Source organism: Pseudomonas sp. GX19020, from assembly GCF_023371075.1.
Lineage (GTDB): Bacteria > Pseudomonadota > Alphaproteobacteria > Rhodobacterales > Rhodobacteraceae > Pseudogemmobacter.
Map to the genome: position 1 here is coordinate 200,849 of NZ_JAMCCR010000003.1, position 15,772 is coordinate 216,620.

17 protein-coding genes are annotated in these 15,772 nt (G+C 63.1%); 7 read left to right on the forward strand and 10 right to left on the reverse strand.

The genetic code is table 11. The features are described 5' to 3' along the window. The first annotated feature begins 125 nt into the window (after positions 1-125). From M3484_RS08275 to M3484_RS08300, 6 genes are all read left to right on the forward strand, one after another. On the forward strand, positions 126-1,697 hold the full coding sequence (locus tag M3484_RS08275) for a di-heme oxidoreductase family protein (RefSeq protein WP_249496503.1): 1,572 nt from the start codon (positions 126-128) through the stop codon (positions 1,695-1,697). Next, entirely contained in the window at positions 1,697-2,707 is a 1,011-nt protein-coding gene (locus tag M3484_RS08280; RefSeq protein ID WP_249496504.1) for an imelysin family protein, read from the forward strand. Before M3484_RS08275 ends, M3484_RS08280 begins: the two co-directional genes overlap by 1 nt. Positions 2,708-2,712: 5 nt before the next feature. Then, complete coding sequence (locus M3484_RS08285; RefSeq protein WP_249496505.1) at positions 2,713-3,771, forward strand: DUF1513 domain-containing protein; 1,059 nt, start codon at positions 2,713-2,715, stop codon at positions 3,769-3,771. A 487-nt stretch (positions 3,772-4,258) separates the two neighbouring features. Continuing rightward, positions 4,259-5,314 carry a tonB-system energizer ExbB gene (exbB, locus tag M3484_RS08290; protein ID WP_249496506.1) on the forward strand — a complete coding sequence of 352 codons (1,056 nt, stop codon included), beginning with the start codon at positions 4,259-4,261 and terminating at the stop codon, positions 5,312-5,314. 3 nt (positions 5,315-5,317) lie between these two features. After that, complete coding sequence (exbD, locus tag M3484_RS08295; protein ID WP_092895429.1) at positions 5,318-5,773, forward strand: TonB system transport protein ExbD; 456 nt, start codon at positions 5,318-5,320, stop codon at positions 5,771-5,773. Next, complete coding sequence (locus M3484_RS08300) at positions 5,770-6,636, forward strand: energy transducer TonB family protein (protein WP_249496507.1); 867 nt, start codon at positions 5,770-5,772, stop codon at positions 6,634-6,636. Before exbD ends, M3484_RS08300 begins: the two co-directional genes overlap by 4 nt. 65 nt (positions 6,637-6,701) lie before the next feature. Here M3484_RS08300 and M3484_RS08305 read toward each other — a convergent pair whose 3' ends face one another. The 9 genes from M3484_RS08305 to M3484_RS08340 form a co-directional block, all read right to left on the reverse strand. Next, on the reverse strand, positions 6,702-7,118 hold the full coding sequence (locus tag M3484_RS08305; RefSeq protein WP_249496508.1) for a PaaI family thioesterase: 417 nt from the start codon (positions 7,116-7,118) through the stop codon (positions 6,702-6,704). A 473-nt stretch (positions 7,119-7,591) separates the two neighbouring features. Beyond that, a complete protein-coding gene (locus tag M3484_RS08310) occupies positions 7,592-7,912 on the reverse strand; it encodes a Dabb family protein (protein WP_249496509.1) in 321 nt (106 codons plus the stop codon). Continuing rightward, positions 7,909-8,100, reverse strand: a complete 192-nt coding sequence (locus M3484_RS08315; RefSeq protein WP_249496510.1) for a hypothetical protein — start codon at positions 8,098-8,100, stop codon at positions 7,909-7,911. The genes M3484_RS08310 and M3484_RS08315 overlap by 4 nt, the downstream gene beginning before the upstream one ends. A gap of 191 nt (positions 8,101-8,291) precedes the next feature. After that, on the reverse strand, positions 8,292-8,633 hold the full coding sequence (locus M3484_RS08320; RefSeq protein ID WP_249496511.1) for a GMC family oxidoreductase N-terminal domain-containing protein: 342 nt from the start codon (positions 8,631-8,633) through the stop codon (positions 8,292-8,294). Between the two features lie 136 nt (positions 8,634-8,769). Further along, positions 8,770-8,895, reverse strand: a complete 126-nt coding sequence (locus tag M3484_RS23615) for a hypothetical protein (protein ID WP_283258365.1) — start codon at positions 8,893-8,895, stop codon at positions 8,770-8,772. A gap of 439 nt (positions 8,896-9,334) precedes the next feature. Beyond that, positions 9,335-10,447: an ABC transporter ATP-binding protein gene (locus M3484_RS08325; RefSeq protein WP_249496512.1), complete on the reverse strand. Its 1,113-nt coding sequence runs from the start codon at positions 10,445-10,447 to the stop codon at positions 9,335-9,337. Positions 10,448-10,451: 4 nt separating this feature from the next. After that, positions 10,452-11,330: a carbohydrate ABC transporter permease gene (locus M3484_RS08330; RefSeq protein WP_249496513.1), complete on the reverse strand. Its 879-nt coding sequence runs from the start codon at positions 11,328-11,330 to the stop codon at positions 10,452-10,454. Next, entirely contained in the window at positions 11,327-12,223 is an 897-nt protein-coding gene (locus tag M3484_RS08335; RefSeq protein ID WP_092895445.1) for a carbohydrate ABC transporter permease, read from the reverse strand. The genes M3484_RS08330 and M3484_RS08335 overlap by 4 nt, the downstream gene beginning before the upstream one ends. Positions 12,224-12,363: 140 nt before the next feature. After that, on the reverse strand, positions 12,364-13,617 hold the full coding sequence (locus tag M3484_RS08340; RefSeq protein ID WP_249496514.1) for an ABC transporter substrate-binding protein: 1,254 nt from the start codon (positions 13,615-13,617) through the stop codon (positions 12,364-12,366). Between the two features lie 258 nt (positions 13,618-13,875). Here M3484_RS08340 and M3484_RS08345 point away from each other — a divergent pair, with 258 nt between their 5' ends. Then, complete coding sequence (locus M3484_RS08345) at positions 13,876-14,934, forward strand: LacI family transcriptional regulator (protein WP_216279306.1); 1,059 nt, start codon at positions 13,876-13,878, stop codon at positions 14,932-14,934. A gap of 370 nt (positions 14,935-15,304) precedes the next feature. Here the strand turns inward: M3484_RS08345 and M3484_RS08350 are convergent, their stop codons facing one another. Continuing rightward, the gene (locus tag M3484_RS08350) at positions 15,305-15,472 is read right to left on the reverse strand and encodes a hypothetical protein (protein WP_249496515.1); all 168 of its coding nucleotides are present in this window, start codon (positions 15,470-15,472) and stop codon (positions 15,305-15,307) included. Between the last annotated feature and the right edge of the window lie 300 nt (positions 15,473-15,772).

The window sequence follows — 15,772 nt, forward strand, 5'->3', positions numbered from 1 at the left end:
AGATGACCCGCGACCGGAGCCTGCCCAGGGCACGACAGGCGCTCGCGCCCCACTGCTGGCCTGTTTTTTCCGATTGAAAGACTCGGGGAAAAGGATCAGGCAAGGAGGGCTCAGGGAAGTTTCTCATGTTACGCCTCCGGTTCGCGCCTGCCCTTATTCTCCTCCTGATGACCGCCGTCCCCCCCGCCCGCGCGCAGGAGGCGGCTGCGCCGGATCCGGGCGACCACCTGCAGGACGAAAGAAATCTGGACGACCGGCATTTGCCGGTGATTGCCCGCACCAAAGCCGAAACCGCCCGGATCGCCCGGGTCATCGCGCCCACCACCGATTTCACCAGACCCGAAGGGTTCGAACTGATGCAGGGCGGCGCCGCGACCGTGCGCGTCAGGCCCAATGCGGATGCGTTTTCCATCCTCTCGGGTAATATGCCCTTTGAGCGCGAGATGGATTTCAAGCTCGGCAATGCGCTGTTTCGCAAGACCTGGGTCTCGGCGCCGTCTTCGACAAAGGCGTCGGACGGGCTGGGGCCGCTTTACAATGCGCGGGGGTGTCAGGATTGCCATCTGAAAGACGGGCGTGGCCATCCGCCCGCCACGGATGAAGAGGCGCGGGTTTCGATGTTTCTGCGCCTGTCTGTCCCGGGGGGCGAGGCGCCGATGGGGATTGCCGAATGGATCGCGACGCTGCCTGACCCCGTCTATGGCGGGCAGCTGCAGGATTTCGCGGTGCCCGGTCTGCCGGCCGAGGGCCGGATGGATATTGCCTGGGCTGAGACCCCGGTGACGCTGGCCGATGGCATGGTCGTGTCGCTGCGAAAGCCCGCTTACACCATCTCGAACCCTGGCTTTGGCGCTTTTCACAAGGATCTGATGATCTCGCCCCGTGTCGCGCCGCAGATGATCGGCCTTGGGCTGTTGGAGGCGATTCCGGCCGCCGATATCATTGCGCTGGCCGATCCTGACGATGCTGATGGCGACGGGATCTCGGGGCGTATCTCGATCGTGCCCTCGCAGGAATTCAACGTGCCGATGCTGGGGCGCTTTGGCCTCAAGGCCGGCACGCCGACCATCCGTCAGCAATCCGCCGATGCGTTTTCCGGCGATATGGGTCTGTCGACGCCATTGGTCCCCGAGCCCTGGGGGGATTGCACACCGGCGCAGACCGCCTGCCGCGAGGCGCCGCATGGCCAGGAGTCGGGCGTGCGGGACGGGCTTGAAGTCGATGCGCAAAGCCTTGATCTTGTGACCTTCTATTCGCGCAACCTCGCCGTCCCCGAGCGCCGCAATATCGATAGCCCCCAGGTCCTGCGTGGCAAAGAGGTGTTTTACGGGCTGAACTGCATCGGCTGCCACAACCCGAAATTCGTGACCAGCCGCCTGAAGGATCAGCCCGAGCAAAGCTTTCAGCTGATCTGGCCCTATACCGATCTTTTGCTGCATGACATGGGCGAGGGGCTGGCCGATGACCGCCCCGAGGGCCGCGCGACCGGGCGTGAATGGCGCACGCCGCCGCTCTGGGGGATCGGGCTGACCGAACAGGTTTCCGGCCATACGAATTTCCTCCATGATGGCCGGGCGCGCTCGCTGCTCGAAGCCGTGCTCTGGCATGGCGGCGAGGCCGAGGCGCAGCGTGATGCCGTGATTGCGCTGCCGACCGAAGACCGTGAAGCCCTGATCGCCTTTCTGGAGAGCCTGTGATGTCGCGTTTTCGCCCTTTCGGTTTTGCTCTGGCCCTGATCTGTGGCGCCGGCCCCGCTCTGGCCGATCTGAGCCAGGCGGTCGATACCGTCATGCTGCCGGGTTTTGCCACTTTCGCCAAAGCGACCACCGCGCTTGAGGAACAGACCGAGAGCCATTTCGCCGAGAGCGGGGGCCAATGTGACCCGACCACCTTGCGACCTGCGTTCAACAAGGCGTTTGACGCGTGGATGGCGGTGTCCTGGCTGCATTTCGGCCCTTCGGAAGAAGGCGGCACGGCGCTGGCGATCCGGTTCTGGCCTGATCCGAAGGGCCTCGGCGCCAAGGCGCAACGAGGGCTTTTGCTGGGTGACCCGGCGAGTCTCGAGCCAGAGCTTTTCGCGAAACAATCGGTGGCGGCACGCGGGCTTACGGGGCTGGAGCGCCTGTTATACCCGGGCGAGCCGCCCGCGGCCGACCCCTGTCCGCTGCTCCGGGCCACGGTGAAAGACCTCGCGCGGCTGGCTTCGGTTCTGGATGCAGGCTGGACCGGGGATCAGGGCTTTGCGCAGCTGCTGCTGCGCGCGGGCAGTGATGGCAATACCCGGTTTTTCACCCGGAACGAGGCGCTTCAGGCGGTCTTTACCCAGCTGATGGGGGGGCTTGAATTCATTGCCGATCAACGGCTTGGCCGTCCGCTTGGCGAAGAAGACAAGCCGCGCCCGGAACGCGCCGAGGCCCGCGCCTCGGGACGGGCAACCCGCAACATCCTTCTGGAATTGCAGGCCATCCGCCGTCTGACGGCTGCGCTTGAACCCGATGCTGCCGGCACAATCGCTGCGATGGACCGGGCGATTGTCGCGGCTGGCAAGCTGGACGAGCCGGAGCTGGCGGGGGTCTCCGATCCCGAACGGCGCGAGAAGATCCTTGAGGTGCAGCGCCTCGTGCGCTCTGCCCGCGCCATCGCACTTTCCGAGATGGCACCGGCGCTGGGCGTCGGGCTTGGCTTCAATTCGCAGGACGGAGACTGACAGAAATGGCCACGCGACGCGGATTTCTGGCGGGGCTGGCCTCGCTGTCGCTTCCCGGGCTTGGCTGGGCCGATGTGGGCAGCCCGGCCTGGCTTTCCGCCGGGAAAGAGGGCGAGGATTATGTTCTTCACGGGCTGCGATCCGATGGCGAAAGCCTGTTTTCCATCCCTTTGCCGGCGCGGGGACATGCTGCGGCGGCGCATCCGTCGCGGCCCGAAGCGGTGGCTTTTGCCCGCCGTCCCGGTGTCTTTGCCATCGTGCTGGACTGTTTCACCGGCGGCATCCGGCACCGGCTGACCCCGCCTGAAGGGCGGCAATTCAATGGCCATGGCGCTTTTTCCGCCGATGGGGCGCTCCTGATGACCTCGGAAGTCGTGGCCGAGGGATCGGAAGGGCGGATCGGGATCTGGGAGACGGAGACTTACCGCCGCATCGGCGAATGGCGGACCGGCGGCATCGGCCCGCATGATATGAAACGCCTCGCCGACGGGCGGCTGATCGTCGCGAATGGTGGCATTCAGACCGACCCTTCTGACCGCACCACGCTGAACCTTGACACTATGCGCTCAAATCTGGCGCTGCTCTCACCTTCGGGCGAGATCCTTGAGGTTGCCGAGCTGGAGCCCGATCTGCATCAGAATTCTCTGCGCCATCTTGCACTTGTGGGCGAGGGCGTTGCGGTCGCGTTGCAATGGCAGGGTGACCTGTCTGATCCGGTGCCGCTTTTGGCCCGCTGGGAGCCGGGCCACGCGATCACCCTGTTTGAGGCCGCGCCCGAAGAGATCTACACCATGAAGGGCTATGCGGGATCGATCGCCGCCAATCAGGGGATGATTGCAATTTCCTCGCCCCGGGGGGGCGCGGTGATGGTGTTTGGCGAAGATGGCACACCGCTTGCCACGCATCGGCGGGCCGATATCTGTGGTCTTGCGGCGCTGGAACAGGGATTCGTCGCATCGGATGGCGGGGGCGGGATCTGGGCGCTTGGCGGTGCCGGTACCCCCCTGCGCGCGCTGCGACACCGCGCCACCTCATGGGACAATCACATGGTTCCGGTCGCCTGATTTGCCAGAGTTTTCAGCTTTGTGACGATCTTCGCGGCACAGCGCCGGCTGCCAGGGGCACAGAGGGGGGATATACTTGACAATTCCACCTGGTATTCCTAAAGCCATTCCTGACCGATCAGGTCGGAATCTGCTGCCTCGCAAGTGCCCCTCTCTCGGAGTGCCAGCCAAACGGTAGCGGGCTGAACAGGTGGAATTCAGGTGGCGGCCCGGTGGGGCAAGGCAACCGACTGGTTCGGATCTCCCTTTCGGAATTCGGGTCTGAGGCTGCAGAACTTGCACTTCATGGGCCCGTCAGGGCGATTGTGGAACGGATTTCTCGGATGATCTTTCCAGGGCGAGACCAGATTGATCTGGTTCTGAAATCCACGGCCAGGGTGGCTGAAAAACCGATGGTGGCAAAGGCTGTGCGGAATTCGCATGATGCTTTGGTTGTGTCGGGCAGGCCGTCTTCACCCGTCCCCCTTTGCACGAAATGAGACTTCAAGTGGTTGAACCGATGCGCGCGGCACTTCTTTCCCTTCTGATCCTCTCCGGTGGCATGGCTGTCGCACAGGACAATACGGCGCCGGTTGTGCCCGATGCGGCGCCGGAGCAATCCGCCGCGCCGGTGATCGAAGGCAGTGAGGCCCCGCCCGTGGTGCCTGATGCCGCGCCCGATGCCCCGCTTGCGCCCGTGACTGAAGAGACCGGTGCCATCGCGACGCCGGACACCGGTGCCGCGAGCCCGGCTGTCACGCCGGCAACCGGCGCTGAAACGACCACGACCCCGGCCGTTGACCCCGCCACCCCTGCTGCAACCGGTGAGGCGGTTCAGCCCGCCGCAGGCCCGGCCGAAGCCGCTTCAGCCCCGGCGGCGGCGCTGCCGGTGCATTCAGTCGAGCTCGAATCGCTCTTCTGGGATGCGCATGTCATCGTGCAGGCGGTGATGGTTGGTCTTGCGATTGCGGCTTTCGTGGCGCTGGTGATCCTGATCCACAAATTGTTTGAATTCGGCTTTGCCTTTGCCTCGATGCGCAAGACCGCGCGTCTGCTGGCCAGCGCCTCAAGCCTCCACGCGGTTGCCGAAGCGGTGGCCGGCCGCAAAGGCCCCTCGGTCGATATGATCCGCGCCGCGGATGAGGAACTGCGCCTCGCCGAGGCCGAGCCCGCGCTGATCCCCGGCACGCGCGACCGTACAGATACCGCGATGTCCCGCATCGAGGCAGGCGCTGCTGCGCGGCTGCGCTCGGGCACCGGGATCCTGGCCTCCATCGGCTCGCTTTCGCCCTTTGTCGGGCTGTTCGGCACCGTGTTCGGGATCATGAACAGCTTTCTCGCCATCGCGCAATCTAACACCACGAACCTTGCCGTCGTCGCGCCCGGCATCGCCGAAGCGCTGCTGGCGACCGCCATCGGCCTTGCTGCGGCGATCCCGGCGGTGCTGATCTATAACGTTCTGTCGCGGAAACTTGCAAAATACCGGTTGCAGCTGAATGACGTGGCCGCCGCTGCGGCCCGCCTGCAAAGCCGGTCGCTTGACCGCCTGAGCGCGAGGGTCTGATCCATGGGGACCTCTGTTGGTGGCGGATCAGAAGACGAAGATGCCGAAGTTTCGGAAATCAACGTCACGCCTTTTATCGACGTTATGCTGGTTCTGCTGATCGTCTTCATGGTGGCGGCGCCGCTGTCGACCGTCGATGTGCCGATCAATCTGCCGGGAAGCACCTCGACCCCGACGGAACGCCCGGACGAGCCGCTCTGGCTGTCTCTGGGGCTGGACCGGGTGTTGTCTTTGGGCAATGATCCGGTGCCGGGAGGAACTCTGGGGGCCGTGCTGGATGCCGCAACGGGCGGCAATCGCGAAACCACGATCTTTTTCCGTGCCGACAAGGATCTGCCTTACGGTGCAACGATGGAAATTCTCGATGAACTCCGGAATGCCGGTTATCTGAAAGTGGCGCTGGTGGGGCTGGAAGGCGCCCCCGCTGCCGCCGCTCCTGCGGAAGGATCTCAGCCATGACCCAGGAATTGCCCTCTTTCACCCGGGCCCGCTGCCCCGTTCTGCCCTCGCATGTCGGTGCGGGCAAGAGCCGGGCGATGGGCTGGCTGGCCTCGACCTCGATCGCGGCACTGCTGGTTTCGGCCATTGGTGCACTGGCGATGACCTGGGACAGCGCCGGCATGTCGGCCGGGGCGGAAGAGCAGGCGGTTCTTGTCATGTTGCCCCCGGCCCAGGCGATCGAGGCGATCTCTGAGCCGACCCCGGATGTCACCGATCAGATGGCGTCGGAAGAGATGCTGACGCCCGATCTGGAAGACGCGCCCGACACGCCCGAGCTGACCGAAGCCCCGGATGTGCCGGACGAGACGCCTGAGATCCAGGAGATCGTCGAGGATATGGCCCCCGAGGTCGACCAGGAACCGCCGCCAAAACCGGTGGTCGAAGTGCCGAAGCCGAAGGAAAGGCCGAAGAAGGAAGAAAAGCCGAAAGAGGTCAAAAAGGCCGAAAAGCCGAAAGAGCCTGCTAAGGAAAAGCCGAAGAAGAGAGCGACCGAAGAGCGGGCGGAGACCAAAGCGTCAAAGCAGCAGGCCTCCGCTGCCTCCTCTGCAGGCAGCGGCCAGGCGGCAGCCAAAAATTACGGCGCCTCGGTGATGAAAAAGGTGAACCGCACCCGTAAGAAATCCGGGGGGGATCGCGGCACGGCAGTTGTGTCCTTCACCATTGCGGATAATGGCAGCCTCGCCAAAGCGAGCATTTCCAGAAGTTCAGGCTCTGCTAAGCTGGATGATGTCGCACTGGATCACATCCGCCGGTCGGCGCCGTTTGACCCGCCCCCCGCCGGTGCTGGTCGCACCTATTCCTTTAAATTCGAGGGGCGGTAGAACCTCGTCATCTTTGCCTTGCAAGGCAGAACACCCGGCGCAGCAAAGCTCCGGGTGTTCTGCTGTCAGGGCTCCAGCACCATCTGGGTCTGGGTGATCTGCGCCGCAAGCTTTCCATCGCCGCGCCGGACCGAAGTCTGCCAGACCTGGGTTCGCCGCCCCTGATGGAGCGGCTCAGAGATGGCGTGCACGACCTCGCCCAGTACCAGAGGGCGGAAGAAATTCGTCTTGCTCTCGACGGTGGTGGTGCTTTGACCGGGGCGGATCGCGGTGACAGTGCCAAGCCCGCCGAGGATATCCGCCAGCGCCATGATCGCGCCGCCATGCAGCACGCCATTGCGGTTCAGAAGATCCGGCCGCACCGTCAGTTCGGCCTCGACCCGTGTGGCCGTGGCCGAGATCACCCGCAGGCCGATCATCCCGGCAAAGGCGGAAATATCGCTGGCCTCTGGCGGGGTGGGGGGCAGGTTAAGCTCTGTCATGATCCAGGATCCTGTGCGGCGCCTGCATCTGTGACAATGCGGGCGCTTTTGCCGGTGCGGGGGATACCAGCATGGCCGCCCGGAAGGGGCAAGGGGCCTCAGCCCGCGCCTGAGACCCGGATCACCAGCCCGATAAGCCCTGCATTCGACCGCCCGAGCATTGTGACGGACAGAGCCTGGATCGGCTATGGCGCTGCGCACCTCCTCGCGAGTCTGGTCGCGCACAAACTGGCTCTGCCAGAAGACCGGGCTGAACCGCAAGCCGGAAGGCTTAGGCAAAATGGGCAATGCTGCGCGCGGAATGAACGGCCGTGGGCATGATGAAACCCGGCTGCCAGTAAACGCGGTGAGAGATGTCAGGCGTGACGCCAATCGCGGAAATCGCTCCTGTCGCCGTCAGGATTGCCTGGGCGTTCAGGACCGCCTCCTGCGTGCTCAGCGCTGCAGCGCGCCGGCAGTCCTCGGAAGGGGGATCATGCGCCTGCACCGCAATCGAGGTCGAATACGAGGATGCCGGCAAGTCCGCCAGCCGCCGCCGCGACCAGCCGCGCGCCAAGGGCGCGGTGATCGGGATGGGCCTGATAGGCGGCCAGCGCCGCCCAGGTGTCGAAGTCGATGGTGAAACCATGCAGATAGCCGCGCTCGATCTGTTCGGGGCTTTCCGAGCGCCCGGCATGGATCGCGCTGATCCCGGCGACCTGGTCGCGGATCGGATGCAAACCGGCGAACAGCGCGGCGATCTCTGCTTCGCTGACAGTCTCGCGAAACCGGATCAGGACGATATGGCGGATCATGCGGTGGCTCCTTGCAGTCCATGGGGGGCGAGAATCATGACGGCGGCTTTCTCGGCGATCATGATGGTGGCAGCATTGTCGTTTGATAAGACCACGTGCGGCATCACCGTGTCATTGACCGCCCTGAGCGCCGTGATCCCGTCGAAGCCAGGCAGCGGGTTGATGATCGCCTCCGGGTCTGAACCCATGCGGCAGGCATGGTCAAAGTAATCTTGGTCGCCTGCGACCTCCGGCTCCTCGACCGATATCCGGCGGTCAGAGGGGGGCCGGATGCACGGGTCTGTCAGAGGCGCGTTAAGCGGATCGGCCGAGACCAGCCTTACCGAGCCACACGCGCAGGAAGGCCGAATTCGGCGTGACGCCGCAATTGGGCATGGCCTCAACCCATCTCTCGATCCCCGAGCCGAGGCCCAGATGGAACGGAACAACGGGCGGGCGCGCCACCGGTCTTGTAAAATGACGAGGCGACGGGGTCGCGTTGCGTCAGGATGAATTGCGGTCCGGCCCGGGCCGACGAGAGCGGTTCTGCACCGCAGTCATAGATATGCGGGCCGTTGCATTCCGCGATGACAAACAGGGCAGGATGACCCTGGAGAGCCGCGCCAAAAACGGGCTGATCCGGCATGACCTGGATCCCGAGGCGCTGCAGATGACCGGCCGGGCCGATCCCGGAAAGCCACAACAGCCAGGGTGAGCCAATGGTGCCCGAACTGAGGACCACGTTGCGGTCTCTCCCCCACCGCGCGGCTGCGCCCGATCATCTGGCGCAGCATTTGAATCCCGGTTCGCAACGCGAGATTGGTTCGCCCCTGTGCCGGGCGCAGATAAGCGGTCGGGGTCGAAGACCGCTGCATATTTCATTGCTTCAGCTGATGATAGTCCACCCCGTCCTGGACTTCGCCGGTCACATCGGGGTTGAAGGGCATGCCCTTTTTGCCGCAGGCGCGCAACCAAGCCTCGCAGACCGGCAGGGGGGCGGTCAAACACGCCGATCTCCTCGGGGGCGAAGCACGAAATAGCTTTTGGTCTGCCGCGCCCCTGACCTGACAGAGCGCGGCGGCCATGGAACCGTAACCTTCCAAATTCTGACAGGCAAAAGACCAGCCGGGTGTCAGCCTCTTGATATGCCGCAAAGGCGCGAAATCGGCCTTGCGCTGGCGCATCAGTAGTGTGCCGCAGAATTTGGAATTGCCGCCGGGGTGATCACAGTTGTCGGGGTTGAACCTGGCCCGGCCGCATCAGTCCACATCTCACCGGGGCGGAAACATCCGAGGCGAAAAATCGCCTCGGGGTCACGCGCTTTTGGCGCAGTGCTTTAAAGCCCCGCCCGTTCGAAGATCAGCAGCCGGACCCCCGAAGGCGCCAGGGCCCTTGCGAGTGTCGCGCTGCCGATACCGGTTCTGATGATGATGCTGACGGGGCTCATATCTGAATCCGGTCTCCGGTTTTCGGATCAAAGGCCACTGCTTTTTCCATATTCACCGCGAAGTCAAAGGCCTGATGGCCGTGGACATCCGCATCCGCACGCATCCGCGAAATCACATCTTTGCCCGAAAGGGTCATGGTCACGAAAGTGTCGGCACCGGCGGGCTCGGTCACGGTGACCATATTGCGCAAGGGCTGCACATTATGCGAATTGCGGTCGGCACCTTCCGGGTCGGTGATCGCCTCGGGGCGGATGCCAAGAAGGATATCGCGCCCGTCCCAGGCCGCATAATTGCCCGAGGAAAACCCAAGGCGCAGTGGCTTGCCAGCGGAGTCGGTGATTTCGGCCCAGGCACGGCCCTGGTCCACCGCCAGTTTTGCCGGGATGATGTTCATCGCGGGCGAGCCCATGAAGGTCGCGACAAAGAGGTTTGCCGGGCTGTCATAGATCTCTTTCGGCGTGCCGAGCTGCTGCACATAGCCCTTGTTCATCACCGCTATCCGGGTCGAAAGCGTCATCGCCTCGATCTGGTCATGGGTGACATAGACGATGGTGCGTTTCAGTTTGTGATGCAGCTTTTTGATCTCGGTCCGCATATCGACACGCAGTTTGGCGTCGAGATTGGACAGTGGCTCGTCAAAGAGGAAGACATCCGGATCCCGCACCAGGGCGCGGCCCATGGCGACGCGCTGGCGCTGACCGCCGGAAAGCTGGCCGGGCTTGCGGTCGACGAGATGGTCGATCTGGAGGAGTTTCGCCACATCGGCCAGCGCGCGGTCGCGTTCGGGCTTTGGCGTCCCGTGCATCTCCAGCCCGAAGGTGATGTTCTGCCCGACCGTCATATTCGGGTAGAGCGCGTAAGACTGGAACACCATCGCGATATTGCGCTTTGAGGGATGGACCCCGTTGACCACCCGGTCCCTGATCGCGATCTCGCCGCCCGAGATGCTTTCCAGCCCGGCGATCATGTTCAGGAGCGTTGACTTGCCGCAGCCCGAGGGGCCGACGAGGACGAGGAACTCGCCTTCCTGCACCTCAATGTCGACGCTGTGCAGCACCTTAACGGCGCCGTAGCTCTTGGTGACGTTTCTGATGTCGAGAAAGCCCATGGCATCAACCTTTGACAGAACCCGCCATCAGACCGCGCACGAAATAGCGGCCTGCGACGATATAGACGATGAGGGTGGGGATGGCGGCAAGGATCGCGGCGGCGAAATGGACGTTGTATTCCTTCACGCCGGTCGAGCTTTGCACGAGGTTGTTCAGCGCGACGGTCATCGGCTGGGAAGTCCCGCCGAAACTTGCCCCGAACAGGAAGTCATTCCAGATATTGGTGAATTGCCAGATCACGCAGACCACCGCGATGGGGCCCGAGACCGGCAACATGATGCGCCAGAAGATGCGGAAGAACCCGGCGCCATCGATCTGCGCCGCGCGCACCAGTTCCGTCGGGAAGGCGGCGTAATAGTTGCGGAAGTAAAGCGTCGAAAAGCCGAGGCCATAGACGACATGAACGAGGATCAGGCCCTGGACGGAACCGGCCAGCCCCAGCATTCCCAGCACCCGCGCCATCGGGATCAGCACGATCTGGAACGGGATGAAGCAGGAAAACAGCATCAGCCCGAAGATGATCGTATCGCCCCTGAAGCGCCATTTCGTCAGGATATATCCATTGATAGCGCCGAGCATGGTCGAGATCACGACCGCCGGCACCACCATCAGGATCGAGGTCAGGAAGTAGGGTTTAAGCCCTGTCGCCTGCACGCCGATCTGGGCAGTGGACCAGGCCGAGCGCCAGGGATCCAGCGTCCACACCTCTGGCAGCGACATCATATTGCCGCCGGTGATTTCCGACAGCGGTTTGACCGAATTGATCCCCATCACATAAAGCGGCAGCAGGTAAAACAGCGCGAACAAGAGCAGGATCAGATAGATGAAGGTGCGGGTGATGCGCCCGGTCGAGACGGCGGTGTCCTGGGTTGCGACGCTCATTCCTTCTTCTCCTTCAGTTCAGAATAGAGATAGGGGATCATGATCGCGGCTATGGTCATCAGCATGATCACGGCAGAAGACGCGCCAACCCCCATCTCTTTGCGGGTGAAGGTATAGGAATACATGAAGGTCGCCGGCATCTCGGTGGCGCGGCCGGGGCCGCCGCCGGTCAGGGCGATGACGAGGTCGTAGGACTTGATCGCGAGATGGGCGAGGATGACGAAGGCGGAGAGAAATGCGGGTCGCAGAAGCGGGATCACGATGCGGCGGTAAAGCTGCCAGTTCGAGGCGCCGTCGATCTGTGCGGCTTTCAGGATCTCATTATCGATGCCGCGCAGGCCGGCCAGAAACATCGCCATCACAAAGCCCGAACTCTGCCAGACCGCCGCGATCACGATCGTATAGATCGCCATGCTGTTCGACTTGATCCAGGTGAAGGAAAAGCTCTCCCAGCCCCATTGATGCATGACATGTTCCAGCCCGATGCCGGGGTCGAGGAACCATTTCCAGGCAGTGCCGGTGACGATGAAGGAAAGCGCCATCGGGTAGAGGTAGATCGGGCGCAAAACGCCTTCGCCCCGGATCTTCTGGTCTAGAAAGATCGCCAGCATCAGGCCAATCGCCGTGCAGATCACGATGTAAAGCGTGGCGAAGATCGCGATGTTTTTCAGCGCGACATGCCAGTGCGGCAGTGAAAACAGCCGGACATAATTGGAAAAGCCGACGAAATCCCAGCTCGGCAGCATTTTCGAATTGGTGAAAGACAACACCACTGTGAAGAGGATGAAGCCGTAGACGAAAAACAAGGTCACCGCGACGGATGGGGCGAGAACCAGCTTCGGCAGCCAGTCCTGCAATCTCGTGCGGAAATCGGCCTCGGATGCAGATGCCATTTCCTCTCCCTTTCCCCGGTTGCGGGGCGGTCGCGCCAGGGGCGCGCCAAAAATTTACGTAAATTTTTGTGCAAATTCCTGTTCAGGAATTTGTAGCGCGGGCGTTGTCCGCCCGCACCGGGATCGAAACGCGGGCCTGATTACTGCGCGGCCGCGACGGCGTCTTTCAGGGCCGTGGCGGCAGAGGCACCATCGGCGTATTCGCCATTGAAGACGGCGGTGATCACGTCATAGGTCGCGTTCTTCACCGCAGCCGGCGCACCATAGCCATGTGCCATGGATCCAAACAGTGTGTTGTTGGTATTGGCTTCGGCGAGATCCCTGATGCCCTTCTTGCCGCAATCATCGAAATCGGTATCCGGCACATCGGTGCGCGCCGGGACCGAGCCCTTGACCACGTTGAAGGCCGACTGGAAGGTCGGGCTTTCAATGGCCGAGGCCATCGCCAGCTGTGCCTTGACCTTTTCTTCGCCCTTTACCTTGAACATCGCGAACTGGTCGGCATTGAAGGTCACCGCGCCTTGCGTGCCGGGGAAGCGGATGCAGATAAAGCCCTCGCCCGGTTTTTGCCCGGCTTTCAGGAATTCGCCCTTGGCCCAGTCGCCCATGACCTGCATGCCCGCTTCGCCATTGATCACCATGGCCGACGCCAGGTTCCAGTCGCGGCCCGAGAAATTGTCATCGACATAGCTGCGCAGCTTGATCAGGTGATCGAACGCCGCCGCCATCTTCTCGCCGCCAAGCGCTTCGGGGTCGAGGTCGATAAAGGCCGCCTTGTAGAAATCGGTGCCCTGGGCCAACACGAGGCTGTCGAAAATCGTCGCATCCTGCCAGGGCTGGCCACCATGGGCCAGAGGCGTGATGCCGTTTTCCTTCATCTTGTCGAGAACCGCGATCAGCTCATCCCAATTGGTCGGCTCGCTCAGGCCGGTCTTGTCCAGCGCCGCTTTCGAGATCCAGACCCAATTGGTCGAATGCACATTGACCGGCGCCGCGATCCAGTGGCCGTCATATTTGGAAAACGCCTGGAGCGCCGCCGGGATCACCTTGTCCCAGCCCTCGGGGCCGGCGACCGCGTCGAGATTGCCGAGCACGCCCTGTTCGGCCCAGTCGGTGATGTCAAAGCCCAGCATCTGCACCGCGGTCGGCGGATCGCCTGCGGTCACACGCGCCGAAAGCGCGGTCATCGCCGCCTCGCCGCCGCCACCGGCAACCGGCATGTCGACCCAGCCGATGCCCTGCGTGGCAAGATCCTCTTTCAGCACGTTCAGCGCCGCCGCCTCACCGCCGGCGGTCCACCAGTGCAGCACTTCCACATCTTCTGCCGCCGCCATTGAGGCGAGGCCGAAGGTCAGTGCCAGCGCCGAGACCATCCCCTTTGTCATCTTCCTCATCGCATCCTCCCAGATGTTAAGCCCCTTGCGGGAACAGATTATTGAAACGTTACAATATGGCCGTCCGTCAATAGTTTCTTTCTGCCCCTGCTTATTGCTGCAATGCAGAAAAATAAGCGTATTTTGTGCTATGGCGCGGAAATAGCGCGAAGTTTCTCAGATTCAGTTCTTCAGTTGTATCGTTGCATTTTTTTGTCATACTCCGGGCTCACGCCACAGCAACACGCAGCGGCGTGCCCGCCCCAGCCCCGCCCCGGAGTGAAGCCCCTGACCGACCGCCCGTCCATTCCTGCTGATCCGCTGCCGCGCCGCGCCGGTGCCCGGGCAAAAGCGCGCCCGACCCTGCGCACCATTGCGGCCGAGACCGGGCTGGCCGTCACCACCGTGTCGCGGGCGCTGGCGCTGGATCCGCAGATCAAAGCCTCGACGCGTGATCTGGTCCGTGCAGCGGCAGACCGGCTTGGCTATGTGCCTGACCGCGCGGCACAAAGACTGCGCACCGGGCGCACGCGGGTGGTGCAGCTGGTGCTGAATCTCGACCATGAATTCCTCGGTTTTACCCATGAACTGATCGGCGGCCTGTCTGACGCGCTGGCCGGCACCGGCTATTCCGTGACGATCTTCCCCGATATTCTTGGCAGTGACCGGCTTTCCTCGGTCCGCCGTATCGTCGAGGCGCGGCTGGGCGATGGCGTCATTTTCAACCGGACCGAACCCTTTGACCCGAGGGTGCGCTACCTGCTGGAACAGGGCTTTCCCTTTGTCAGCCATGGCCGCACCGAGTTTTCCACCCCCCACCCCTGGGTCGATTACGACAACGAGGCCTTTGCCCGCATTGCGGTCGAGCGACTGATCACCCGGGGCCGCAAACGCCTGATGATCGTGCTGCCACCGGCGAATTTCTCTTTCGCGCAGCATCTTCGCTGGGGGGCTGTGGCGGCGGCAAAGGCGGCGGGCATCAGCTGCGAGATTCCCGAAGCGATCAGCCTCGACACTTCTGCGGCCGAGACCATGGCCTGGCTGCGCCAGCGCCTGTCGCAGCCAGACCGCCCGGATGGCATTATCGGCGTGGGTGAGGTCTCGGCCATGGCCGCCCTGGCCGCGATCAGCGATTGCGGGCTGGTGCCCGGGCGCGAGATCGATGTCGTGGCCAAGCGCGCCTCGGCGATTTTCGATCTGATGCGGCCCCGGATCGACACGATGGTGGAGGACCTCCGCCTTGCAGGGCGCAGCATGGGCGAGATGCTGCTCCGCGCGATGGCAGGCGAGGAGCCGTCACGCCTTCAGGTCCTGCATCAGCCGCTGGTCGATTTCTGACTGCATAAGCGCACCCGGTTCACCCGCGTACGGCCGATGGCATGACCACCGATTTCGGTTGGGGATATTCCTCTGGCCCATAGCGGCCGTTTTCGCGGCCCCGGTTTTGGCATGTCCGCCTTTGGCGTGGCGGCTGGCGAGGATGCCATGGGCGGGGGAGTGGCACTCGAACTGTTCCGCGCGTCGTCACTGGCAGCGATTGCGGCAGAGCCCGGGGCCTCGCAATGCGCCCTGATTTCAGCCGCGACCTGCGCGGATCGTCTGTCTGGCGAGATCGGGCGCGGCGGTGCGGGGCTATGTACGATTTCTGTAATTAGCTCCGGGTTATATGGCAGCTCCGAAGCATAGGGCATCCGAAAAGTGATATTTCTCACAGGGCCGGTTCCGACAGCTGTCTCGCGAACTGCTGCGTTTCCGGCCTGCCCGGCACCATGCTGATGCCGTTTTTCGGCAGGGCAATCATGGCACCCAGCATTGTCACGCGGATCTCACAGGCGGCCTTCAGCGCCAGCCCGCGGCCAAAGGCATGCTCCGCCATCACGGCAATCGTCGGCTGCGCCAGTCGCACCAGTCAGTCGAAATGCCCATGCCCAATTCACACCCAATGCCGGGCGAAGTCCCGGAGGATGAGCCCGCCCCAGCCGGTGATATTGGTTCCCAAGCAGAAGCATTGTCCGGTGTTGCGATGACCAGCGAGAGGCGCGCCTCGCTTGTCCCGATGGCGTCGAGATGGGTGACAAGTTGCGCCAGCATATCGGCGCTGAAACAGGTCGCTTTGCCGGAATGTCGAGCCGGATCCGGAATATCGGCCGATTGCGGGTCAGATGCACCGCGCTCT